This is a genomic window from Amycolatopsis thermalba, assembly GCF_003385215.1.
GTDB classification, from domain to species: Bacteria; Actinomycetota; Actinomycetes; order Mycobacteriales; family Pseudonocardiaceae; genus Amycolatopsis_E; species Amycolatopsis_E thermalba.
In genome coordinates this window covers 56,430-80,136 of sequence record NZ_PQHW01000017.1, presented here as the reverse complement: position 1 = coordinate 80,136, position 23,707 = coordinate 56,430, and the positions used below count along the sequence as shown (strand labels likewise).

Below are 23,707 nucleotides of genomic sequence, written 5' to 3'. Positions count from 1 at the left end.
GCCGACGAAGATCAGGAACATCAGCACCGAGCCCACGGCCGGTTGCAGCACGTACACGACCGCGCTGGACGTGATCAGCGCGACCGCCGCCCGGCCGACCAGCATCGCCGTGCACAGCAGCAGCGTGCGGGGCATATCGCGCTTCATCAGGCGCCGGGCGCCGATGACGACCGCCGCCCATCCGAGCACCGCGCACAACGCGGGAACCAGACCGACGAAATTCAGCAGCAACGCCAGGAGCACCGACGGGATGACGACGGTTTCCAGCAACAGAATCGCCGCATCCTTGATCGTTTTCCGCAAATGCGGTATTTCGATCACCAAATGGCGCTCGCCGGACGACGCTCGGTGGTGCACGGGTTCCAGCCTCCAAGGGTCTGCCTGGGTGCGCGGGGGCAGCGCACTCAATCGACAGGCTCTGTAGGTTCCACCACCCGCCGGGCCCGAAACCTACGCCGGAAACCTGAGTTATTCCTGAGCGAAGGAGTCCGAAGAACGGGTGGGGACGGTTCCCGGGAATTTACCACTTCCGGGATAAACCCCGCGTTGGGCGGACCGGCTGGTCTCCGCCTGGACGCTCGGCGAGTGCGCCAGGCCGAACACGCCGACGATCAGCAGCGCGGCCGCGCCCGCCGTCGCCGCGAGCGGGCCCGGCTCGGTGACCAGGGTCGCGTTGAACGCCAGTAGCCCCAGGAAGTAGCTGGCCGCGGGGTTGACGATGGACATCACGGCGATCGCCGCGGACAGCGAACCCGACCCGTACGCCTGCTGCCCGAGCAGCAGCCCGGAGAAGGTCGACAGCGCCAGCACGTACCCCGGCCAGGTGAGCGCGGTGTGAGCGACACCCTCGTTCAACAGCAGGTCGGTGGTCAGCTTCATCATGGCTGCGCTGATCGCGTAGCAGATGCCGGCAGCGGTGGCGATGAGCGCGCTGTGCAGGAGCGGGCCGCGGTTCTGGGCGACCTGCACGAGGGTGACGACGGTGGCCGCGGCGATCAGCACGGCGATGAGCAGGCGGCCCTGGTCCGGCGACCCGCCCAGCGGCGCGGTGCCCTCGACCGCCAGGAACACCACCACGCCCCCGGTGATGGCGAGCCCGGCGAGCCAGTCCCGCAGCGGCGGCCAGCGCTTGATCGCGGCCGAGGCCATCGGCAGCGCGAAGAGCAGCTGGGTGACGAGCAGGGGCTGCACGAGCGCGATCGACCCGAAGTGCAGCGCGGCGGCCTGGCTGAAAAAGCCCAACAGGTTCGTGGCCCATCCCGCGAGCCACACCCTCTTGCGCAACAGCTTGCGGATCAGCCACAGTACGGGGACGCGGTGCCGCGCGGCGCGCCCGCCGGCGTCGGTGTCGGCAACCTCGATCACCGCGCGTCGTTGCAGCGCGGCAGACGCCGCGAACAGGAACGCCGCGGCGAATCCGAGGAATACCGGGACTAACACGTCACCTTTCAGCGCTTCCAGTGGCGGAAAGATTCCGGGAACTCAGCTCGAACCCCCGAACCGGGCAGATAGTGCACGGTACACCGAGGGCGCGGTCGCGCGCACCGCGATTGGCAGTCTCAGCCAGCGCGGGACGTACTGCTCGGCCCGTTCGGCCGTGATCGCCTCGACCACCGCCTGGGCGACCTTGCCCGCGGGCACCGGCCGGGGGCTGCGGCGCTGGTAGGGACGGCCGCGGCGGGCGAAGAACTCGGTGTCCACCACACCGGGCACGACGACGCCGACCCGCACCCCGGTCCCGGCCAGTTCCAGCCGCAGGCTCTCGGCGAACACGTCCACCCCGGCTTTGGTCGCGGAGTAGACCGACTCCCCCGCCACCCCCGCCCGGCCGGCGATGGATGTGACGAAGACCACTGCCGCGCGGGGCCGGTCGAGGAGGGCGGGCAGCAGGGCGCGGGTCAGTTCGACGGGCGCGGCGAGGTTCACGGCGAGCAGCCGCCGGACGTCGGCGCCGGACATGCCGGCCACCGGTCCGGCGTAGCCCAGGCCGGCGTTGTTGACGAGCACGTCGACGCGGCCGGCCCGGGCGGTGATCTCGGCGGCCGCGGCCTCGACGCCGCCGGGCTCGGCGAAGTCGGCACGCACGGCGACGCCGCCGGTACGCTCGGCGAGCGCGGCCAGCCGGTCGCCGTCCCGCCCGTGCAGCACGAGGCGAGCACCAGCCTCGTGCAGCCGGAGCGCGGTGGCCGCCCCGATGCCCGACGAGGCACCGGTGACCACCGCGACCGCACCACGCACGTCCATGGTCAGACTCCGTTCCGGACGGCGATCAGGCGCCGCCCACCCCTCCAGCGGACGCTGCCACCATCCCGGCCACGCGAACGAGGCCCGGCCACCACCGGCCGCCGCGCGGGCGCGGCGGGCGCCGGACGTCAGCCCGTGACCTGCACCGCGTCGACCACGAAGACCAGCGTCTCGTTCGGCTTGATCGGGCCGTTGCCGCGCGCGCCGTAGCCGAGGTCCGGCGGGATGACCAGCAGGCGGCGGCCGCCCTGCTTGATGCCCTCCAGCCCCTGGTCCCAGCCCGGGATCGCGGTGCCCTCGCCGAGCGCGAACGAGAACGGCGCCGACCCGAACGAGTTCTGCTGGTCCACCTTGTCCGACCAGGTGACCAGGTCGTAGTCCATCTGCAGCGTGCTGCCGGCGTGCGCGGTGGCGCCGGTGCCCGGCTTCAGGTCCTTGGTCAGCAGCTTGGTCGGCGCACCGCAGTCGTCCGGGATGGTGATCGTCGGCTTGCTGCCGAACTCGCCGCTCACGGTGATGTCGTCCGCGGTGCACTCGTGCGCGGCGCTGCCCGTGCCGTGCCCCGCCGAGGCGCTCGCGGACGCCCCAGCCGGCTCCGGCGCCGGGTAGGTCGGGCCGCCACCGGGCGGGAAGGACGACGGGTCCTGGTCGGGCGCGCAGGCCCCGAGAGCGAGGGCGGCTGCCGCCGCGAGCACGATCTTGCCAGCGTTACGCATGGCGACACCTTAACCGGGCGTTGACGTCGGCCGTCCGGCGGAGTACAAGATGCCGAGTCGTTGCGTGGCACGGGTGTACGCCACGTACAGGTCGTTCCACCCGCGCGGCGACTCGGCCACGATCTCCTCCGGCGCGAGCACCACGACCCCGTCGAACTCCAGTCCCTTGGCCTCGGCCACGGTCAGCACCGACACCGCGTCGCCGTGACCGTCCAGTTCGGACCGGACCGCGCCGAGCCGGGACGCGGGAACCAGCACCGCGACGGTGCCGCCGTCCGCGGCCGCCACCTCCTCGTCCACAATGGACGCCAGCGGCCGCTCACCGAGCGGCGCTCGCCACGGCGTCACTCCGGTCTCCCGCACCGACGTGGGCACCCGCAGCCGCGGATCGACCTCGTGCAGGGCTTCGGCGGCGAGGTTCATGATCTCCACCGGCGTGCGGTAGTTGACCGTGAGCTCGCGCAGGCGCCAGCGGTCCCCGACGTACCGGCCGAGCATGTCCCGCCAGGACGACGCGCCACCGGGCGCGCCGGTCTGCGCGACGTCCCCGACGACGGTCATCGACCGGCTCGGGCAGCGCCGCATCAGCAGCCGCCAGTCCATCGCCGACAGCTCCTGCGCCTCGTCCACGATGACGTGCCCGAACGTCCAGGTCCGGTCGCGCGCGGCGCGCTGCGCGGCGGTCAGGTGGCTGCTGCGCTCCTGCCGCTCGGCGAACAGCTCGGCGTCGAGGATGTCGGCGATGTTGATCTGGTCCTCGTCCAGGAGTTCCTCGTCCTGGTCCATGATGTCGAGCACACCCTCGGCGTAGGCGCGCTCCTCGCGCTCCCGTCGCTCGCGGGCCTCGCGCTCGGCCGCGTCGTCCTCGCCGAGCAGCTCGGCCAGCTCGTCGAGCAACGGCACGTCACCCGGCGTCCAGGGCGAGGACGCCGGGCGCTTCAGCGCGCCGCGGTCGTCGTCGGAGAGCAGCCCGTCGGAGGCGGACAGCAGGCGGCCGGCGTCGGCGAACAGGTCGCGCAGCAGCCGCTGCGGGGTGAGCTTCGGCCACAGCTCGTCGAGCGCGGCCGCCACGGTGCCGGACTCGGACAGCTCCTTGCGGATCTCCACCCGATCCCCCGCGTCCAGCACCGGCGCGTCGGGGTCCTCGCCCGCCTCGAGCGGGATGTCGGGGACCCCTTCGAACAGGTCGACCTCCATGCGAACGGCGGCCCGCTCGGTCAGCGCGTCCAGCATCGCGTCGACGAACACGCGCCGCGCGAGGTTGTGCGGGCGGCGGGTGCGCCGGGCCTTGTCGCGGGCCCGTTCCACCACGTCCGGGTCCAGCACCAGCACGTCGTCGTCGAAGGCGACCTCGAACTTCTCCTCCGGCACCCGCTGGCGGTCGGCGACGGCCCGGGTGAGGACGTCGACCATGACCGGGCGGCCCTTGACCTCGGCCGCCTCCCGGCGGTCCGCGCCGCGCGCCCGGATGCCGGGGAACAGCTGCCCGATCGTGGACAGCAGCACGCCGGTCTCCCCGAGCGAGGGCAGGACCTGGCCGATGTAGCGCAGGAACGTGCTGTTCGGGCCGACCACCAGGACACCGCGCGAGGCGAGCTGCTGGCGGTAGGTGTAGAGGAGGTAGGCGGCCCGGTGCAGGGCCACGGCGGTCTTGCCGGTGCCCGGCCCGCCCTGCACGACGACCACGCCGCCCAGCTCGTCGCGGATGATGTCGTCCTGTTCGGCCTGGATGGTGGCGACGATGTCGCCCATCTCACCCGTGCGCTTGCGCTCCAGCGCGGCCAGCAGGGCTGCCTCACCGGCCAGCCCCAGGTCGGCCTGCTGCCCGTCGGCCGCGCGCAGGTCGAGGATCTCGTCGTCGAGGCCGACGACGTTGCGGCTGAGCGTGCGGATGTGCCTGCGGCGCCGCACGCCCTCCGGCGACGCGGCGGTGGCCAGGTAGAACGGTCGCGCGGCGGGCGCGCGCCAGTCCAGCAGCAGCGGCTCGTAGTCGCCGTCGGAGTCGAACAGCCCGAGCCGGCCGATGTAGGCGGGCCCGGCCTGGTCGTGGAAGTCGAGCCGGCCGAAGCACAGGCCCTGCTCGACCGAGCCGAGCTGCGCGAGCCGTTCGTGGTGGAGGCTGCTGGCGGCGTCCCGCTCGGCGCTTTCCTGCGGCGTCTCCCCCGGGGAGCGCAGCGCCCGCTCCAGGCGGCGCTCGGTGGTTTCGCGTTCGGCGTCGAGCCTGCGGTAGAGCATGGACACGTAGTCCTGCTCGCGCTGGAGGTCGGTGGCGTTGTCTGGTTGGCGGTCCCCAGCCACGGACAAGAGCAACCCACTTTCGGCGTTCGGGTGATTGGTCGGCCTGGGATCAACGAAGGCCGACGCCCGGGAATTCCCGGCCGCGCGTCAGAACGGCAGGCCGAGCGTGGGCAGGCCGATCGCCGAGTCCACCGCGAGGGCGCAGAACAGGATCATCAGGTACGTGTTCGACCGGTGGAACAGCGCCATCGGCTTGGTCTCCACCCCGCGCTTGACGCCGGAGTACAGGCGGTGCGCGTAGAAGAGGAACCACGACCCGGCCAGCACCGCGAAGCTCGCGTACAGCCAGCTCGTCGCGGGCAGCAGGAGCAGCGTCCAGCCGACCATGACCCACGAGTAGATCAGGATCTGGCGGGCCACGTGCTCGGCCGTGGCGACCACCGGCAGCATCGGCACGCCGGCGCGCTCGTAGTCGTCCTTGTACTTCATGGCCAGCGCCCAGGTGTGCGGCGGTGTCCAGAAGAAGATGACGGCGAACATCACGAACGCCGGCCACTGCACCGTGCCGGTGACCGCGGCCCAGCCGATCACCACCGGCATGCAGCCGGCGGCCCCGCCCCACACCACGTTCTGCGCCGTGCGCCGCTTGAGCACCAGCGTGTAGACGAAGATGTAGAACAGGATCGTCGCGATCGCCAGCACGGCGGCCAGCAGGTTCACCGTGAAGTACAGCATCGCGAACGAACCGGCACCCAGCGCCAGCGCGAACACCAGGGCGTTGCGCCGGGGCACCGAGTCCCGCACCAGCGGGCGCCGCTTGGTCCGGTTCATCACCTTGTCGATGTCGGCGTCGATCACGCAGTTGAGCGCGTTCGCGCTGCCCGCGGCCATGGTGCCGCCGACCAGCGTCGCCAGGATCAGCCACGGCGACGGGATCGTGCGCGCGGCGAGGAACATCGCCGGGATGGTGGTGACCAACAGCAGCTCGATGACCTGAGGCTTGGTCAGGGCGACGTAGGCGCCGACGATCCGGCTCACGCGCCGCAGACCGCGCGGGCGCTCGCCTCCGGGGTCGACAGCGCTGGTGCTGTCACTGCGCCCGTGCGCAGCGTTCACCAACGACAATTCCGCTCCCTGAGTCAGATTCGGTGGCGCCGAGGGCGGCCCGGCACCGCAACCGATCGTAATCGCCGGGTCGGCACCCCGCGCGCACCGGGGTGCCCCGGCCGCGTGTGTCGGCCCCGGAGGCGCCGGGTACCCGACCTACTAGGCTGGCGCCCGGGGTTGCGCTTGTGGTCGTGCGCACGCCCGCTAGCAGGAATATCGTCTCTTCCGGATCGATTGAGATGAGTGGAGCCTGCGCGCGCGAGACCCCTGCGAACAGAAGATGTCACCGAGAAGGACGGGGAGTTCGAGTTCAGTGTCCGATATCGCCTCCATCAGCGAGAACAACCCATTGCTGCGGCGGAACCTGCCCGCCGACTGGACCGACCTCGACACCCGCGCGGTCGACACCGTCCGGGTGCTGGCCGCCGACGCGGTCGAGAACTGCGGCAGCGGGCACCCCGGCACCGCGATGAGCCTGGCGCCGGTGGCGTACTCGCTCTTCCAGCGGATCATGCGCCACGACCCGAGCGACCCGGAGTGGCCGGCGCGTGACCGGTTCGTCCTCTCCGCGGGGCACTCCAGCCTGACGCTCTACATCCAGCTGTTCCTCGCCGGCTACGGCCTGGAGCTGGAGGACCTCAAGCAGCTGCGCAAGTGGGGCTCGAAGACCCCGGGTCACCCGGAGTACCAGCACACCAAGGGCGTGGAGACCACCACCGGCCCGCTGGGCCAGGGCCTGGCCAACGCGGTCGGCATGGCGATGGCCGCCCGCCGCGAGCGCGGCCTGCTCGACCCCGAGCCCGCCCCCGGCGAGAGCATCTTCGACCACCACATCTTCGTGATCGCCTCCGACGGCGACATCGAGGAGGGCGTGACCTCCGAGGCGTCGTCCATCGCGGGCCGCCAGGAGCTGGGCAACCTGGTCGTCATCTACGACGACAACAAGATCTCGATCGAGGACGACACCAACATCGCGCTGTCCGAGGACACCGCCAAGCGGTACGAGTCCTACGGCTGGCACGTCCAGGTCGTCGAGGGCGGCGAGGACGTCGTGGCGATCGAGGAGGCCATCGCGGCGGCCAAGGCGGAGACCACCCGCCCGTCGTTCATCCTGCTGCGCACCGTGATCGGCTACCCGGCGCCGAACAAGATGAACACCGGCAAGGCGCACGGCGCCGCGCTGGGCGCCGACGAGGTCGCCGCGGTCAAGGAGATCCTCGGCTTCGACCCGGAGCGCAGCTTCCAGGTCGACGACGAGGTGCTCGAGCACACCCGCAAGGCGCTGGAGCGCGGCAAGCAGGAGCGCGCCGCCTGGCAGGAGCGCTTCGACGCGTGGGCCGCCGCCAACCCGGAGCGCAAGCGGCTCGCCGACCGGCTGGCCACCCGCGACCTGCCCGAGGGCTGGGCCGAGAAGCTGCCCAGCTGGGAGCCCGACGCCAAGGGCATCGCCACCCGCAAGGCCTCGGGTGAGGTCCTCAACGCGCTGGCCGACGTGCTGCCGGAGTTGTGGGGCGGTTCGGCCGACCTGGCCGAGAGCAACAACACCACCATGAAGGGCGCCGACTCGTTCGGCCCGGAGAAGGCCTCCACCGGCATGTGGCAGGCCAACCCCTACGGCCGCACGCTGCACTTCGGTGTCCGCGAGCACGCCATGGGCTCGATCCTCAACGGCATCGCGCTGCACGGCGGCACCCGCCCGTACGGCGCCACCTTCCTGGTGTTCAGCGACTACATGCGCCCGCCGGTGCGGCTGGCCGCGCTGATGCACGCGCCGGTCATCTACGTGTGGACGCACGACTCGATCGGCCTGGGCGAGGACGGCCCGACGCACCAGCCGATCGAGCACCTGGCCTCGCTGCGCGCCATCCCGGGCCTGAACGTGGTCCGGCCCGCCGACGCCAACGAGACCGCCGGCGCCTGGAAGGCCGCGCTGGAGGACAAGCGCCACCCGTCGGGCCTGGCGCTGACCCGCCAGAACGTCCCGGTGCTCGAGGGCACCTCCGCGGACAAGGTCGCCAAGGGCGCCTACGTGCTCGCCGACGCCTCCTCCGGCACCCCGGAGGTCGTGCTGATGGCGACCGGTTCCGAGGTCCAGCTGGCCGTCGAGGCGCGCAAGACACTGGAGGCCGACGGCGTGCCCACGCGGGTCGTGTCGGTGCCGTGCGTCGAGTGGTTCGAGGCGCAGGACGAGTCCTACCGGGAGTCGGTCCTGCCCAGCGGGGTGAAGGCCCGCGTGTCGGTCGAGGCCGGCATCGCGCAGCCGTGGTACCGCTGGGTCGGCGACGCCGGTGAGATCGTCTCGATCGAGCACTTCGGGGCCTCGGCCGACTACCAGACCCTGTTCCGCGAGTTCGGGTTCACCGCCGACGCCGTGGTCGACGCCGCGCGCCGCTCGCTCGCCAAGACCAAGAACTCCTGATCACCGAAAAAGGGGATGAAGTCATGAGCGACAACCTTGCTCAGCTGACCCAGGCCGGCGTGTCCATCTGGCTCGACGACCTGTCCCGCGAACGGCTGAACTCCGGCAACCTGGCCGGGCTCATCCGCGACCGGCACGTGACCGGCGTGACGACCAACCCGACGATCTTCGCCAACGCCCTGTCCAACGGCGAGGCCTACGACGAGCAGGTGCGCGAGCTGGCCGCCCGCGGCGCCGACGTCCACGCGGTCGTGCGCGAGCTGACCACCACCGACGTGCGCAACGCCGCGGACCTGTTCCGCGACGTCTACACCCGCACCAACGGGGTGGACGGCCGCGTGTCCATCGAGGTCGACCCGCGCCTGGCCCGCGACGCCGACAAGACGGCCGCCGAGGCGCAGGACCTGTGGAAGACCGTCGACCGGCCCAACATCCTGGTCAAGATCCCGGCCACCGAGGAGGGCCTGCCGGCGATCACCAAGACGCTGGCCGAGGGCATCAGCGTCAACGTCACGCTGATCTTCTCGGTGGAGCGCTACCGCAAGGTGATCGAGGCCTTCTTCGCCGGCCTGGAGCAGGCCAAGGCCAACGGCCACGACCTGGCCACCATCGAGTCGGTCGCCTCGTTCTTCGTGTCCCGGGTGGACACCGAGATCGACAAGCGGCTGGACGCGATCGGCACCGACGAGGCCAAGGCGCTGCGCGGCGAGGCCGCCATCGCCAACGCCCGGCTCGCCTACGCCGCCTACGAGGAGCTGTTCGCCACCGACCGCTGGCAGGCCCTGGCCGCCGCCGGCGCCCGGCCGCAGCGCCCGCTGTGGGCCTCCACCGGCGTGAAGGACCCGTCCTACTCGGACACCCGCTACGTCGACCAGCTCGTCGTCGCCGGCACGGTCAACACCATGCCGGAGAAGACGCTGCTCGCCGCCGCCGACCACGCGAAGGTCGAGGGTGACAAGGTCACCGGCACCGGCGCGCAGGCGCAGGAGGTGTTCGACAAGCTCGCCGCGGTGGGCATCGACATCCCGGACGTCTTCCGCACGTTGGAGGACGAGGGCGTGGAGAAGTTCGACAAGTCCTGGGCCGAGCTGCTGGAGACCGTCACCGGCCAGCTCGAGAAGGCGAAGGGCTGACGCCGTGGTGGGGGAAGAGCTGACCGTCACGATCAGCGACGAGGAGCTGGCCGCGCGGGCGGCTCCGCTGGTCGGCGAGCTCGTCGCCGGCCAGGTCGCGTCCAAGGTCGCGGCGCAGGACCCCACCCTGTGGGGTCCGGACGCCGAGTCCGAGGCCTCGATCCGGCTGTCCTGGACCACCCTGCACAAGTCGTCGCGGCCGCTGATCGGCGAGATCGAGGCGCTGCGCGAGGAGCTGCGCGGCGAGGGCGTCGACCGGATCGTCCTCGCCGGCATGGGCGGCTCCTCGCTCGCGCCGGAGGTCATCGCGGCGACCGAGCACGTGGCGCTGACCGTGCTGGACACCACCGACCCGGGCCAGGTCGCCGACGCGCTCGCCGGTGACCTCCAGCGCACGGTGCTGGTGGTGTCGTCGAAGTCCGGCGGCACGGTGGAGACCGACAGCCACCGCCGGATCTTCGCGAAGGCGTTCGCCGACAACGGGATCGACGCCGCGCGCCGCATCATCGTGGTCACCGACCCGGGCTCGCCCCTGTCGGAGCTCGCCGAGAAGGAGGGGTACCGCAAGGTGTTCCTCGCCGACCCGCACGTGGGCGGGCGCTACTCGGCGCTCACCGCGTTCGGGCTGGTGCCCGCGGGGCTGGCCGGGGCGGACATCGCCCGGCTGCTCGACCAGGCCGCGGCGGCCGCGCAGGTGCTCGGCGAGGACAGCGCGGACAACCCGGCGGTCAAGCTGGCCGCCGCGTGGGGCGCCGCGCACAACGCGGGCGCGGAGAAGGTCGTGCTGGCCGACACCGGGTCCGGCATCACCGGGTTCGCCGACTGGGCCGAGCAGCTGATCGCCGAGTCGACCGGCAAGCTCGGCACCGGCCTGCTGCCGGTCGCCGTGGACGGCCCGGCCGCGCCCGGGTTCGCCGACGCGGGCGCCGACGCGACCCCGGTCGCGATCGGCCCGGTCACCGGCGCCGCCAAGGTCGGCACCACCGGCTCGCTCGGCGCGCAGTTCCTGCTGTGGGAGTTCGCCACCGCGATCGCCGGGCGGCTGCTGAAGATCAACCCGTTCGACCAGCCGGACGTGGAGGCCGCGAAGAAGGCCGCCCGCTCGCTGCTGGACGACCCGTCGAAGCTGTCCGGCGGCGAGACGCCGAGCGCGGTGGACGACGCGGTGGAGATCTTCGCCCCGGCCGGGGTGTCCGGGGACGGCTCGCTGTCCGACGTGCTGCGGGAGTTCCTGGCGACCGCGCCGGAGGGCGGCTACCTCGCGGTGCAGGCCTACCTGGACCGGCTCGACGACGCCTCGGCGGCGCTGCTGCGTCCGGAGCTGGCGAAGCGGACCGGGCTGCAGACCACCTTCGGGTGGGGGCCGCGGTTCCTGCACTCGACCGGCCAGTACCACAAGGGCGGTCACCAGAACGGCATCTTCCTGCAGATCACCGGCGCGAACGAGCACGACCTCGACGTGCCGGACCGGCCCTACACCCTGGGCCAGCTGCAGCACGCGCAGGCGCTCGGCGACGGCCAGGTGCTGACCGAGCGCGGCCGTCCGGTGCTGCGGCTGCACCTGACCGACCGGGCCGCGGGCCTGGCCGAACTGATGCGCGCCGTACAGGAGGCCGAGTGACGAGTAAGGCGTGGCACAACCCGCTGCGGGATCCTCGCGACAAGCGGCTGCCGCGGATCGCCGGGCCGTCCAGCCTGGTGATCTTCGGCGTCACCGGTGACCTCTCCCGCAAGAAGCTGATGCCGGCGATCTACGACCTGGCCAACCGCGGCCTGCTGCCCGCCGGGTTCTCGCTGGTCGGTTTCGCGCGGCGGGACTGGGAGAACGAGGACTTCGGGCAGCTCGTGCACGACGCGGTCGCCGAGCACGCCCGGACCCCGTTCCGCGAGTCGGTGTGGAACCGGCTCGCCGAGGGCATCCGCTTCGTGCAGGGCACGTTCGACGACGACGACGCGTTCGACCGGCTCGCGCAGACGGTGCGCGAGCTGGACGCCGAGCGCGGCACCGGTGGCAACACCGCGTTCTACCTGTCGATCCCGCCCAGCGCGTTCCCGGTGGTGACCAAGCAGCTGGCCCGCTCGGGTCTGGCGACCTCCGACGACGAGTCGTGGCGCCGCGTGGTGATCGAGAAGCCGTTCGGCCACGACCTGGCCAGCGCCAAGGAGCTCAACGCGATCGTCAACGACGTCTTCCCCGAGGAGTCGGTGTTCCGCATCGACCACTACCTCGGCAAGGAGACCGTCCAGAACATCCTCGCGCTGCGCTTCGCCAACCAGCTGTTCGAGCCGATCTGGAACGCCAACTACGTCGACCACGTGCAGATCACCATGGCCGAGGACATCGGCCTGGGCGGTCGCGCCGGGTACTACGACGGCATCGGCGCGGCGCGGGACGTGATCCAGAACCACCTCCTCCAGCTGCTCGCGTTCACCGCGATGGAGGAGCCGCTGTCGTTCGAGCCGCGCGCGCTGCGGGCGGAGAAGATCAAGGTCCTGCGCGCCACCAAGCCGATGCAGCCGTTCGCCGAGACCACGGCGCGCGGCCAGTACACCGGCGGCTGGCAGGGCGGCAAGAAGGTGCCGGGGCTGTTGCAGGAGGCCGGGTTCGCGAAGGACTCGACCACCGAGACCTACGCCGCGGTGTCGCTGGAGGTGCAGAACCGCCGCTGGGCGGGGGTGCCGTTCTACCTGCGCACCGGCAAGCGGCTGGGCCGCCGCGTCACCGAGATCGCGGTCGTGTTCAAGCGGGCGCCGCACCTGCCGTTCGACTACACCTCCACCGAGGAGCTGGGGCAGAACGCCCTGGTGATCCGGGTGCAGCCGGACGAGGGCGTGACACTGCGGTTCGGCTCGAAGGTGCCGGGCACCACGATGGAGGTCCGGGACGTCACGATGGACTTCGGCTACGGGCACGCGTTCACCGAGTCCTCGCCGGAGGCCTACGAGCGGCTGATCCTGGACGTGCTGCTCGGGGAGCCGTCGTTGTTCCCGGTCAACGAAGAGGTCGAGCTGTCCTGGCAGATCCTCGACCCGATCCTGGAGTTCTGGGCCAAGAACGGCGCGCCGGAGCCCTACGCGCCGGGCACCTGGGGCCCGGAGACCGCGGACGAGGTCCTGGAGCGCAGCGGCCGGAACTGGAGGCGCCCGTGATCATCGACCTGCCCTCGACCACGACCTCACAGGTCAACCGGAAGATGGTCGAGCTGCGTGAGCGCGGCGGCGCCGTCGCGCTGGGCCGGGTGCTGACGCTGGTGATCGTCGACGACGACGGCGAGCACCTGGAGACGCTCATCGACGCGGCCAACGAGGCCAGCCGCGAGCACCCGTGCCGGGTGATCGTGCTGGCCCGCGGGTCGCGCACAGCCGCGGCCCGGATCGACGCGCAGATCCGCGTCGGCGGGGACGCCGGCGCGAGCGAGGTCATCATCCTGCGGCTGTACGGGCCGCTGGCGTCGCAGGGCCAGAGCGCGGTGATCCCGCTGCTGCTGCCCGACGCGCCGATCGTGGCGTGGTGGCCCAGCTCCGGCCCGAAGGTGCCGGCGCAGGACCCGATCGGGGAGCTGGCGCAGCGCCGGATCACCGACTCGGCGGCAGAGCGCAACCCGATAAGGGCGCTGTCGGCGCGGCGGAAGGCGTACGTGCCGGGTGACACGGACCTGGCGTGGACGCGGCTGACCAACTGGCGCGCCCAGCTGGTCGCGGCGCTGGACCTGCCGCCGTACGAGAAGGTCACCGGCGCGACGGTGACCGGTGAGGCCGATTCGCCGTCGACCGAGCTGCTGGCCGGCTGGCTGGCGGAGTACCTGAAGGTGCCGGTGCGCCGGGTCAAGACGACGACGGCGCAGGGCATCGTGTCGGTGGAGCTGGAGCGCCGCTCGGGTGTGATCGCGCTGCACCGGCCGGACGGCAAGGTGGGCACGCTCATGCAGCCGGGCCAGCCGACGCGGCGGATCGCCCTGCACCGGCGCAACACCAAGGACTGCCTGATCGAGGAGCTGCGGCGGCTCGACCCGGACGAGGTGTTCGAGGCGTCGCTGCAGGGCCTGGACAAGCTGGCCTCGGGCGCGGTCAAGGCGGCCAAGAAGCCGGGCGCGAAGAAGCCGGCGAAGGCGGGCGCGTGATGAGCTCCTCGGAAGTGGTGGTCTACGCGAACGGTGAGCTGCTCGCGGCGGCCGCGGCGGCCCGGCTGGTGACGCGCCTGGTGGATCTGCAGGCCGCGAAGGGGTCGGCGTCGGTGGTGCTGACCGGCGGCGGCACCGGGATCGCGGTGCTGGAGCAGTTGCGCCGTTCCCCCGCCCGGGACGCGGTGGACTGGTCGCGGCTGGACATCTACTGGGGCGACGAGCGGTTCGTGCCGGCGGACGACGACGAGCGCAACGAGAAGCAGGCCCGCCAGGCGCTGCTGGACCACGTGCCCGTCGATCCGAAGCGGGTGCACGCGATGGCGGCGTCGGACGGCGAGTTCGGTGACGACGTGGACGCGGCCGCGGCGGCGTACGCGCGGGTGCTGGCGGACAACGCGCAGCCGGAGGACCACGGCGACGTGCCGCAGTTCGACATCTGCCTGCTGGGTCTGGGCGGCGAGGGCCACACGGCGTCGGTGTTCCCGGAGTCGCCGGCGGTGTACGAGACCGAGCGGTCGGTGGTGGCGGTGCGCAACTGCCCCAAGCCCCCGCCGACGCGCGTGTCGCTGACGCTGCCCGCGATCCGGCGCTCCCACGACGTCTGGCTGATGACGACGGGTGAGGCGAAGGCCGACGCGGTGGCGCTGGCGCTGTCCGGCGCGGGTGAGGTGCAGGTGCCCGTGGCGGGCGCCCGCGGCCAGCGGAGGACGCTGTGGCTGCTCGACCGCGCGGCGGCGGGCAAGCTGTCGAACGTGTACCTGCCACCCACGGCGTGAGGTGAGGGGTGAAGGCCCGCCGGTGCCGCCGGCGGGCCTTCGCTCTGTCTGGCCTGCGGCCCAGCCCCACCACGGGTTCGCCCGGCCGCCACCGACATAGCCGGCCTCGTCGCGCCGGCCCGCCACGTTGCCGCCGCCGGGCCTTCACTCTGTCTGGCCCTTGGCGCCGCGTCGGCGGCCTGCGCCGCGGAACGGGGCCGCGCCGATGCGGTCCGCGCGGCAGGCGCAGCCAGGTTGTGGCCCTCCCCCGCCACGGTTCGCCCGGCCACCACCCACTGAGCCGGCCTCGTCACCCCGGCCCGCCGGGTTGCCGCCCACCCATGGGCAGCAGCCTGGTCCAGAACGCGGCCCCAGCGGCCAGTTCCCTCCTAATGCCGGCGGCGCCCCCGCCACTCGTCCTCCCTCACGGTGTGTGAGGTCCGCGTTAGCATCCGCACATTGTTGCGGCCACTCGCGTCCCGATCGGGTGACTTCGGACTCTCATAGGCAGTCCACAAGACGAGTGAGGTCCAAACCATGAGCTCCGAGGGACTCTCCATCGGGATTTCGGTCGGCAACCCAGGCGCGGGGGCCGCCGACCGGGCGCACCGCGGCACCCGGTCGCGCCGGGCGGCGCTCGCCCGGCGCGCGGTGTGGGTGCCGCTCGCGATCGACGCCACCGCCATCCTCATCGCCGTGCTCGACGTCTGGCTCGTCATCCCCGAGAAGGCGCCGCCCTACTCGATCTACCTGTCCGGACTCGCCTGCCTGGCGCTGGCCGGCCGCCGCTGGATGCCGTTCGGCGTGGTGCTGCTGACCGTGCCCGGCTTCCTCACCGGCTGGTCGCAGCTGGCCGCGATGATCGCGCTGGGCATGCTCGCCACCCGCAAACAGACCCACTGGCAGGTGTGGGTCGGGGCGGCGCTGGTGTGGATGTGCCGGTTCGTGCAGTGGCCGCCGAGCGACTTCGCCCAGCTGAGCTGGCGCGAGCACGTCCTGGACGGCATCTACGGCGTCCTGGTGGCCGGCATGCCGATCGCGATCGGGCTGCTCATCGGCGCCCGCGCGCAGCTGTCCCAGAAGCTGGGCGAGCTGGCCGCCAGCCGGGACCGGGAACGCAAGCTCACCGCGGACGCCGTGCGCGCCGAGGAGCGGGCGCGGCTGGCGCGCGAGATGCACGACGTGGTCTCCCACGACATCACCCTGATCGCGATGCAGGCCGGGGTGCTCACCGCGCAGGAGTCGCCGTCGGCGCGGCAGACCGCCGAGGTCATCCGGCAGCTGTCCACCCGCACCCTGGAGGAGCTGCGGTCGCTGGTGGGCGTGCTGCGGTCCGGGCTGGAGGACGACGGCCCGCAACCCGGGATCGCCGAACTCGGACGGCTGGTGCACGACAGCGCGGTCGCGGTGCGGCTGACGATGGACGAGGTGCCCGACGACGTGCCGCCGAAGGTGTCGGCAGCGGCCTACCGCACGGTGCAGGAAGCGCTGACCAACGTGCGCAAGCACGCGCCCGGCGCGACCGCGACGGTCCTCGTCCGCGGTGAGGACGGCGCGCTGAGCGTGGAGGTGCGCAACGAGCGCCCCTGCCACGAGGCGACGGAACTCCCCTCGGGCGGCTACGGTCTCACCGGGCTCGCCGAACGGGCTCGGCTGCTGGGCGGCAGCCTGGAAACGTGCCCCACCGAGGACGGCGGCTTCCGCGTGCGGGCCCGCTACCCGCTGGGCGTCTGACCCCCAGGCCCCGCCGACCGCGCAGCGGCCCGCGTGAGCCCCGGCAGCGCGCGCGGGGCCGGGCGTCGGTGCGTCAGGCCGCGGACCTCCGCGAACGGCAACCCGGAACCGTCCGGAACGCAGAACGGACCCGCTCCGCCGGTGCGCGCCGGCGAGGCGGGTCCGTGTCCGGGAAAGCGCTTCCTCAGATCTGACGGCGCTGACGCAGCCGTTCGAGCGCCTCGGCGAGGATGGCCTCACCGTCGGCGTCGCTGCGCCGTTCCTTCACGTACGCCAGGTGGGTCTTGTACGGCTCGGTCCGCGGCGCGGCCGGCGGGTTCTTCTCGTCCTGGCCGGCGGGCAGCCCGCAGCGCGGGCAGTCCCACTCGTCCGGCACCTCCGCGTCCATGGCGAACGACGGCTTGGACTCGTGCCCGTTGGCACACCAGTACGACACCCGGCGGCGGGGAGCGGTCTCACCGCGCTCCGACTCACCGGACGGACCGGCACCGACCCTGGTGCCTCTGATTGCGTTACCGCCAACCATGAATCCTCACAGTGTGGATAGGCGGCGCACCCCCCATAGGCACGCCCGTGCGTTCAGGCCGTCACACCTTCAGCAGCAGGCCCAGGCCCACGATGCTGATCAGCCAGATGGCGCCCAGCAGCAGGGTGATGCGGTCGAGGTTCTTCTCGGCCACGCTCGACCCCGCCAGGCTCGACTGCATGCCACCCCCGAACAGCGAGGACAACCCGCCACCGCGGCCGCGGTGCAGCAGCACGGCGATCACGAGCAGCACGCTGGACGCGATCAGCAGGATTTGCAGGAACAGCTTCATCTCATCCTCTGGTCTTCGGGAGTTGCCTGATCGTGTGACGGTCTGAGGTTGCCAGACTACTCGCCGACCCCCCGGTTACGGCAGCGGCCCACCCGCGGCCAGCGCGCACAGCTTGGTGAACTCGTCGGCCTGCAGGCTCGCCCCGCCGACCAGCGCACCGTCGATGTTGTCGCACGCGACCAGCTCGGCGATGTTGCCCGACTTGACCGACCCGCCGTAGAGCACGCGGACCTCGTCGGCCACCTCGGCGCCGTACTTGTCGGCCAGGGCGCCGCGCAGCGCCTTGCAGACCTCCTCGGCGTCGGTCGAGGTCGCCACCTTGCCGGTGCCGATGGCCCACACCGGCTCGTAGGCGACCACGACGTGGTCCTTGACCTGCTCGGGCTTGAGGCCCTTGAGCCCGGCGATCAGCTGCTCGACGCAGTGGGCGACGTGTCCGCCGGCCTCCCGCACCTCGAGCTTCTCGCCGACGCACAGGATCGGCTTGATGCCGTGCTTGATCGCGGCGCGCACCTTCTTGCCGACGAGCTGGTCGTCCTCGTGGTGGTACTCGCGCCGCTCGGAGTGCCCGACCGTGACGTAGGAGCAGCCGAGCTTGGCGAGCATCGGACCGGACACGTCACCGGTGTAGGCGCCGGAGTCGTGCGGCGAGAGGTCCTGCGCGCCGTAGGTCAGCAGCAGCTTGTCCCCGTCGACCAGGGTCTGGATGCTCCGGATGTCGGTGAACGGCGGCAGGACCGCGACATCGACCTTGGCGTAGTACTTCTCGGGCAGCGAGAAGGCGATCTTCTGCACCAGGGCGATGGCCTCGAGGTGGTTGAGGTTCATCTTCCAGTTGCCCGCGATGAACGGCTTGCGCGCCATCAGGCACCACCCTCCAGCACCGCGACGCCCGGCAGTTCCTTGCCCTCGAGGTACTCCAGGGAGGCGCCGCCACCGGTGGAGATGTGCGAGAACTTCTCCTCCGGCAGGCCCAGCACGCGCACCGCGGCCGCGGAGTCGCCACCGCCGACCACGCTGAACGCGTCCGAGTCGGCGATCGCCTGCGCGACACCCTTGGTGCCGGCCGCGAACGGGGCCATCTCGAACACGCCGGCCGGGCCGTTCCAGAACACCGTCTTCGCCGCGGCCACCTCGGCCGCGAAGTGCTCGGTGGTGCGCGGGCCGATGTCCAGGCCCATCCAGCCGTCCGGGATCTTCTCGGCCGCGACGGTGTCGGTCGCGGCGTCGGCCGCGAACTTGTCCGCCACCACCACGTCGGAGGGCACGACGATCTTGTCCGCGTGCTCGGCCAGCAGCTTGCGCGCGGTCTCCACGTAGTCCTGCTCCAGCAGGGACGAGCCGACGCCGTGGCCCTGGGCGGACAGGAAGGTGAAGGCCATGCCGCCGCCGATGAGCAGGCGGTCCACCTTCGGCAGGAGCGCCTCGATGACCGCGAGCTTGTCCGACACCTTCGACCCGCCGAGCACGACCACGTACGGCCGCTGCGGGTCGCCGGTCAGCTTGCTCAGCACCTCCAGCTCGGCGAGCACCAGGCCGCCGGCGTAGGCGGGCAGCGCGCGGGCCACGTCGTAGACCGAGGCCTGCTTGCGGTGCACCACGCCGAAGCCGTCCGACACGAAAGCTCCCCCGCGCCCGCCGGCGCCAGAGGCACTGGCACTGTCGCCGGTCAGGGCCGCCAGGTCGCGGGCCAGCTCGGCCCGCTCCTGATCCACCTTGCTGGTCTCGCGCGGGTCGAACCGCACGTTCTCCAGCAGGGCGACGTCGCCGTCGGCCAGGCCGGCGACGACCGCGCGGGCCTGCTCGCCGACCACATCACCGGCGAGCCGGACCTCGGCGCCGAGCAGCTCGCCGAGCCGGTCGGCGACCGGCCGCAGCGAGTACTTGGCCTCGGGGGTGCCCTTCGGGCGGCCGAGGTGGGCCGCGACGATCACCTTCGCGCCGGCCTCGGCCAGGCGCCGGATGGTCGGCAGCGCGGCGCGCACCCGGCCGTCGTCGGTGATGGTCGAGCCGTCGAGCGGCACGTTCAGGTCCGACCGGACCAGAACGCGCCGCCCGGACACACCCTCGGCGAGCAGGTCTTCGAGAGTCTTGACAGTCATGGCCTCAGCTGAGCTTCGAGCCGACGAGCTTGACCAGGTCCGCGAGGCGGTTGGAGTAGCCCCACTCGTTGTCGTACCAGCCGAAGACCTTGACCTGGTTGTCGATGACCTTGGTCAGCGGCGCGTCGAAGATGCACGAGGCCGGGTCGTTGACGATGTCGCTGGAGACGATCGGGTCCTCGCTGTAGCGCAGGATGCCGGCCAGCGGGCCCTCGGCGGCGGCCTGGTAGGCGGCGTTGATCTCCTCGACGGAGGCCTTCTTGGCCAGGTCGACGGTGAGGTCGGTGATCGAGCCGGTGGGCACCGGGACGCGCAGCGAGTAGCCGTCCAGCTTGCCGTTCAGCTCGGGCAGGACCAGGCCGATGGCCTTGGCGGCACCGGTGGAGGTCGGCACGACGTTCAGCGCGGCGGCGCGGGCGCGGCGCGGGTCCTTGTGCGGGCCGTCCTGCAGGTTCTGGTCCTGCGTGTAGGCGTGGATGGTGGTCATCAGGCCCTTTTCGATGCCGAAGGCCTCGTGCAGGACCTTGGCGAGCGGGCCGAGGCAGTTGGTGGTGCAGGACGCGTTGGAGATGATCGTCTGCGAGCCGTCGTAGAGGTCGTCGTTCACACCCAGCACGACGGTCAGGTCCTCGCCCTTGGCGGGCGCGGAGATGATGACCTTCTTGGCGCCGCCCGCGATGTGGGCCTTCGCCGCGTCGGCGTTGGTGAAGAAGCCGGTCGACTCGACGACGACGTCCACGCCCAGGTCGCCCCAGGGCAGGTTGGCCGGGTCGCGCTCGGCGAGCGCCTTGATGGTCTTGCCGCCCACGACGATGCCGTCGTCGCCGACGGTGACCTCCTCGGGGTAGCGGCCCAGGACGCTGTCGTACTTGAGCAGCTGCGCCATGGTGGCGACGTCGCCGAGGTCGTTGAACGCGACCACCTCGATGTCGTGACCCGCGGCCTGCACGGCGCGGAAGAAGTTGCGGCCGATCCGACCGAAGCCGTTCACACCTACGCGAACCGTCACTGCTGCTCTCTCCTCGGGTTCGTCCCGGTCCCCGCGAGAACCGGGCACACATCTTCGGGCTCGAGGCCAACCCTAGCGGTGCTGGCCTGCGTGTACTCGCACACCCTAACGAGATGTGCACCACCGTGGGGAATCGATCAAGAGGACGATCAAGATGACAGATCTCGCTCGACGGGCGTGCGGAATTTCGGTATGACCGCGACCCCGCCGAGACGGCCGTGCAACCGTTCGGCGGCGGCGTCGACGGCCGCTGTTCCGTCGGCGCCGATGTCCTCCAGCAGGCGGATCGCGATCTCCCCGTCCGGGCGCTGGGCCCACCCGCCGACGATCCGGCCGTCCCACCACACGGTCGGGCCGATGTTGCCGGTGCGGTCGAACAGCTGTGCCCGGTGCTCGCCGAGAAACCAGCCGCGCTCCTGCCAGCCCATCGGGGTCGGGTCGAGGGCGGGCAGCAGCGCGGCGACGGGCTCGGGGTGGTCGACGGGCTCGTCGTCGCCGGGGAGCGCGACGCCCGGGCCGTCGTCGAGGTCCACGTCCACCGGACCGATCGCGGCCAGTGCCTTCTTCACCTGCCCGGCGGTCCAGCCGGTCCACCACTTCAGATCGGCGACCGGGGCCGGGCCGAAGGCGCGCAGCCAGCGGCGGGCCAGTTCCACCCGGGCGGTCTCGGCGTCCACCGGTTCCAGCACGGGCAGCCAGGTTTCCGTGGTGGACCAGGCGTACTGGGTGGACACCCAGGTGCCGCGGGGACGGCCGCGGACGATCCGGCCGGACGCGGCGAGCAGGAACAGGACGCGGTTGGTGATGTAGGTGCGGGACTCGTACGGCTTGCCCGCGGCCAGGACGATCTCGGTCCGCAGGCGGGGTTCGCCGTCCGCGACCTGCTGGGCGTACGCCGGTTCGCGGGCCCGGAGCGCGGCGTGAGCGCCCTCCTCGACTTCGGCGAGCCAGGCGTCGAGGTCGGTGTCGAGGCCGGCCGTGGCCAGGTGCTTGATCAGGTGCTTGCGCTCGCGGGTGGCGATGTCGTCGGCGCAGGCGGCCTGGACGACCGGCACGAGCGCTCGCGGGACGACGAACATCGTGCGGCGCATGCCGAGCATCCGCACCAGGGTGCGCTCGTCGTAAAGGGCCCGCTCGACGTCGGCGGTGCTCGCCGCCGAGCGGGCCAGCACCGAGAGGTGGACGGTGGCCGGATCGGTCGCGTGCAGCACGACCAGGCTCTCGGCAACCTGGTCCGGTCCGTCGGCGGGCGCCGCGAGGTGGTGCCGCGTCACCAGACGAGCGCGGCGCTGGTCGTTCCCCAGTTTTCTGTTCACCAGGCGGTTCTACCACCGGGCACCGACAGTTTCAGGAGTAGTAGTGCGGGCCCTGGTCCCACTTGAGGGTGGCCGTGGGGGCTTCGCGGTCGCGGCGGCGGCGCCGTGCCGTGGCGGCCACCGTGCTCACCAGCATCGCGATGACCGCGCCGATCGCCAGGTTGATCAGCGCGGTGGCGATCTTGGCGTCCAGCTTCACGGCCAGCGTCAGCGGCAGCACGATCGCGATCGCGGTGACCAGCACCATGATCCAGCCGAAGAACTGGCCCGGCGCCGAGGTGCCGAGGCTGAGCACGTGCATCAGCCCGGTCGCGAGCAGCGCCGCGGCGGCCGCGCACAGCGCGTAGGTGATGGTGTTGGCGTTGCCCCAGATGCCGTTGCCCTTGGGGGCCAGGACGGCGACGTCGAACAGGCCGCGGGCGATCAGCAGGCCGACGACGGTCACCAGCGCGGCGACGACCGCGGTCGCCACCCGGCCGGCCCACAGCCGGCCGTAGTCGGGCTCGGTCGGGTCACTGGGCGGGTATCCGGTCACCGTCCGGGGGTGGGCGCGGTGATCGGCGGATAAACATTCGTCACCCGGGTGGCGGCGCCGATACGCTCGGTCGATGGTCTCCCCCAGCCACTTCGCGGCGTTCGCCGCGCTGGTGTTCGTGATGGTGGTCGTCCCCGGTCCGAGCGTTCTGTTCACGGTGAGCCGCGCGCTGACCGTGGGGCGGCGGGACGCGCTGATCACGGTGCTCGGCAACGCGGTGGGCGTGTACGCGCAGGTCGTGGCGATCGCGTTCGGGATGGGCGCGATCGTGCAGACCTCGGCGGCGGTGTTCACGGTGATCAAGCTGGCCGGCGCCGCGTACCTGGTCTACCTGGGCGTGCAGGCGTTCCGGCACCGGCGCAAGCTGTCCGAGGCGCTGGCGGACGCGGTGCCCGCCACGCGCGGCCGGACGCTCGCGGTGCTGCGCGACGGGTTCGTCGTCGGGTTCGCCAACCCGAAGTCGATCGTGTTCCTGGCCGCGGTGCTGCCGCAGTTCGTCGACCAGGCGGCAGGCGGGGTGGTGGCGCAGATCCTGGTGCTGGGCATCGCGCTGCCGGTGATCGCGCTGGTGTCGGACAGCGCGTGGGCGCTGGTGGCCGGCGCGGCGCGGACGTGGTTCGCCCGCTCCCCCAAGCGCCTGGAGCTGGTCGGCGGCACCGGTGGGCTGGTGATGATCGGCCTGGGTGCCGGGCTGGCGCTCAACGGCCGGAAGGACTAGCCGGAACCGAGCAGCCCCGGGAAGGCCTCGTCGAACTCGGGGCGGCGCAGGCGGTTCAGCCGTCGCGGGCCCTCGTCGCGTTGTTCGATCAGGCCGGCTGCGCGCAGGACGGCGAAGTGGTGGCTGCGGGTGGCCTTGGTGACCGGCAGGTCGAACGTGCCGCACGCCTTGGTCCAGTCGGGCGGCTCCGCCAGCTCGCGCAGGATCGCGCGGCGCACCGGGTCGGCGACCGCGGTCAACGCGTCCCGCAGCGGCACGTCCTTCGGGTGGACGTGGGTCAGCCCGCGCGCCTTCGGCCCGTCCTCAACCGCCTCGACGCGGCCACCGGGCTGGGCATCGAGGGCGCGCTGGCCGCGCTGGAGATGGACCGACGACGCGCTGGCGCAGCTGAACAACCCGCTCGGCGGGATCCTGCGCGGCGGCGCGGACATCGCCGCGTTGTACGACAAGGTCTTCCACGGACCGGCGCGGGTGACGGTGGCCTTCGGCGACGTCGTGGAGTACGCCGGGGACGGCCACGCGCTGATCGCCGGGCGAGACGGGGTCCTACGTCGTGGACGGCGGCGAGGTGCCCCTGCGGATCCGCACGAGCCGCTACTTCCGGTACGAAGACGGCCGCTGGCGCAGTTCCACCACCACAGCAGGACCGACGACGCCGACGAGCCGGCCGCCTACCAGGCGGCGATCCGCGGCTGACCGCCGGACCGGCCGGTGCTCGCCGGCCGGAACGGCGGCCGCC

General features: G+C 72.0%; 22 protein-coding genes and 1 pseudogene. 9 read left to right on the top strand and 14 right to left on the bottom strand.

Annotation, left to right across the window (positions count from 1 at the left end):
* From D0D15_RS10265 to D0D15_RS10240, 6 genes and pseudogenes are all read right to left on the bottom strand, one after another.
* Positions 1-357, bottom strand: a pseudogene (locus D0D15_RS10265) (hypothetical protein); the annotation flags it as partial.
* A gap of 111 nt (positions 358-468) precedes the next feature.
* Positions 469-1,440 carry a DMT family transporter gene (locus D0D15_RS10260; protein ID WP_094008064.1) on the bottom strand — a complete coding sequence of 324 codons (972 nt, stop codon included), beginning with the start codon at positions 1,438-1,440 and terminating at the stop codon, positions 469-471.
* A gap of 42 nt (positions 1,441-1,482) precedes the next feature.
* Complete coding sequence (locus D0D15_RS10255; protein WP_094008065.1) at positions 1,483-2,244, bottom strand: SDR family NAD(P)-dependent oxidoreductase; 762 nt, start codon at positions 2,242-2,244, stop codon at positions 1,483-1,485.
* A 128-nt stretch (positions 2,245-2,372) separates the two neighbouring features.
* On the bottom strand, positions 2,373-2,960 hold the full coding sequence (locus tag D0D15_RS10250) for an FKBP-type peptidyl-prolyl cis-trans isomerase (RefSeq protein WP_094008066.1): 588 nt from the start codon (positions 2,958-2,960) through the stop codon (positions 2,373-2,375).
* 9 nt (positions 2,961-2,969) lie between these two features.
* The gene (locus D0D15_RS10245; RefSeq protein ID WP_115944388.1) at positions 2,970-5,258 is read right to left on the bottom strand and encodes an ATP-binding domain-containing protein; all 2,289 of its coding nucleotides are present in this window, start codon (positions 5,256-5,258) and stop codon (positions 2,970-2,972) included.
* An 87-nt stretch (positions 5,259-5,345) separates the two neighbouring features.
* Positions 5,346-6,323 (bottom strand): heme o synthase, encoded by a 978-nt coding sequence (locus tag D0D15_RS10240; protein ID WP_094008068.1) that lies wholly within the window; start codon positions 6,321-6,323, stop codon positions 5,346-5,348.
* Positions 6,324-6,618: 295 nt separating this feature from the next.
* Here D0D15_RS10240 and tkt point away from each other — a divergent pair, with 295 nt between their 5' ends.
* The 7 genes from tkt to D0D15_RS10205 all read left to right on the top strand — a co-directional run bounded on the left by tkt (position 6,619) and on the right by D0D15_RS10205 (position 16,470).
* On the top strand, positions 6,619-8,724 hold the full coding sequence (tkt, locus tag D0D15_RS10235) for a transketolase (RefSeq protein ID WP_094008069.1): 2,106 nt from the start codon (positions 6,619-6,621) through the stop codon (positions 8,722-8,724).
* 23 nt (positions 8,725-8,747) lie between these two features.
* Positions 8,748-9,857 (top strand): transaldolase, encoded by a 1,110-nt coding sequence (gene tal, locus D0D15_RS10230; RefSeq protein WP_094008070.1) that lies wholly within the window; start codon positions 8,748-8,750, stop codon positions 9,855-9,857.
* Positions 9,858-9,861: 4 nt separating this feature from the next.
* On the top strand, positions 9,862-11,478 hold the full coding sequence (locus D0D15_RS10225; protein ID WP_094008071.1) for a glucose-6-phosphate isomerase: 1,617 nt from the start codon (positions 9,862-9,864) through the stop codon (positions 11,476-11,478).
* On the top strand, positions 11,475-13,007 hold the full coding sequence (gene zwf / locus D0D15_RS10220; protein WP_094008072.1) for a glucose-6-phosphate dehydrogenase: 1,533 nt from the start codon (positions 11,475-11,477) through the stop codon (positions 13,005-13,007). The genes D0D15_RS10225 and zwf overlap by 4 nt, the downstream gene beginning before the upstream one ends.
* Positions 13,004-13,978 carry a glucose-6-phosphate dehydrogenase assembly protein OpcA gene (gene opcA, locus D0D15_RS10215; protein ID WP_115944387.1) on the top strand — a complete coding sequence of 325 codons (975 nt, stop codon included), beginning with the start codon at positions 13,004-13,006 and terminating at the stop codon, positions 13,976-13,978. Before zwf ends, opcA begins: the two co-directional genes overlap by 4 nt.
* The gene (gene pgl, locus D0D15_RS10210) at positions 13,978-14,757 is read left to right on the top strand and encodes a 6-phosphogluconolactonase (RefSeq protein ID WP_094008074.1); all 780 of its coding nucleotides are present in this window, start codon (positions 13,978-13,980) and stop codon (positions 14,755-14,757) included. The genes opcA and pgl overlap by 1 nt, the downstream gene beginning before the upstream one ends.
* Positions 14,758-15,273: 516 nt before the next feature.
* Positions 15,274-16,470: a sensor histidine kinase gene (locus D0D15_RS10205; RefSeq protein WP_094008075.1), complete on the top strand. Its 1,197-nt coding sequence runs from the start codon at positions 15,274-15,276 to the stop codon at positions 16,468-16,470.
* Positions 16,471-16,654: 184 nt separating this feature from the next.
* On the opposite strand, the gene D0D15_RS10200 is transcribed toward D0D15_RS10205, so the two are convergent.
* The 7 genes from D0D15_RS10200 to D0D15_RS10170 form a co-directional block, all read right to left on the bottom strand.
* Positions 16,655-16,996, bottom strand: coding sequence for an RNA polymerase-binding protein RbpA (locus D0D15_RS10200; protein WP_094008076.1), 342 nt, complete (start codon positions 16,994-16,996; stop codon positions 16,655-16,657).
* Positions 16,997-17,057: 61 nt separating this feature from the next.
* On the bottom strand, positions 17,058-17,288 hold the full coding sequence (gene secG / locus D0D15_RS10195; RefSeq protein WP_017983033.1) for a preprotein translocase subunit SecG: 231 nt from the start codon (positions 17,286-17,288) through the stop codon (positions 17,058-17,060).
* 75 nt (positions 17,289-17,363) lie between these two features.
* On the bottom strand, positions 17,364-18,152 hold the full coding sequence (gene tpiA, locus D0D15_RS10190; RefSeq protein ID WP_094008077.1) for a triose-phosphate isomerase: 789 nt from the start codon (positions 18,150-18,152) through the stop codon (positions 17,364-17,366).
* The gene (locus tag D0D15_RS10185) at positions 18,152-19,390 is read right to left on the bottom strand and encodes a phosphoglycerate kinase (protein ID WP_094008078.1); all 1,239 of its coding nucleotides are present in this window, start codon (positions 19,388-19,390) and stop codon (positions 18,152-18,154) included. Before D0D15_RS10185 ends, tpiA begins: the two co-directional genes overlap by 1 nt.
* A gap of 4 nt (positions 19,391-19,394) precedes the next feature.
* Positions 19,395-20,399 carry a type I glyceraldehyde-3-phosphate dehydrogenase gene (gene gap, locus D0D15_RS10180; protein WP_094008079.1) on the bottom strand — a complete coding sequence of 335 codons (1,005 nt, stop codon included), beginning with the start codon at positions 20,397-20,399 and terminating at the stop codon, positions 19,395-19,397.
* 149 nt (positions 20,400-20,548) lie between these two features.
* Positions 20,549-21,715, bottom strand: a complete 1,167-nt coding sequence (locus tag D0D15_RS10175) for a winged helix DNA-binding domain-containing protein (RefSeq protein ID WP_094008080.1) — start codon at positions 21,713-21,715, stop codon at positions 20,549-20,551.
* 31 nt (positions 21,716-21,746) lie between these two features.
* Positions 21,747-22,250 carry a DUF6069 family protein gene (locus D0D15_RS10170; protein WP_115944386.1) on the bottom strand — a complete coding sequence of 168 codons (504 nt, stop codon included), beginning with the start codon at positions 22,248-22,250 and terminating at the stop codon, positions 21,747-21,749.
* A gap of 73 nt (positions 22,251-22,323) precedes the next feature.
* On the opposite strand from D0D15_RS10170, the gene D0D15_RS10165 reads away from it, so the two are divergent.
* Entirely contained in the window at positions 22,324-22,968 is a 645-nt protein-coding gene (locus D0D15_RS10165) for a LysE family translocator (RefSeq protein ID WP_094008082.1), read from the top strand.
* On the opposite strand, the gene D0D15_RS10160 is transcribed toward D0D15_RS10165, so the two are convergent.
* A complete protein-coding gene (locus tag D0D15_RS10160) occupies positions 22,965-23,249 on the bottom strand; it encodes an ArsR/SmtB family transcription factor (RefSeq protein ID WP_094008087.1) in 285 nt (94 codons plus the stop codon). The genes D0D15_RS10165 and D0D15_RS10160 overlap by 4 nt on opposite strands.
* Before the next feature lie 157 nt (positions 23,250-23,406).
* Here D0D15_RS10160 and D0D15_RS36960 point away from each other — a divergent pair, with 157 nt between their 5' ends.
* A complete protein-coding gene (locus tag D0D15_RS36960; protein WP_233157467.1) occupies positions 23,407-23,664 on the top strand; it encodes a hypothetical protein in 258 nt (85 codons plus the stop codon).
* Positions 23,665-23,707 lie beyond the last annotated feature (43 nt).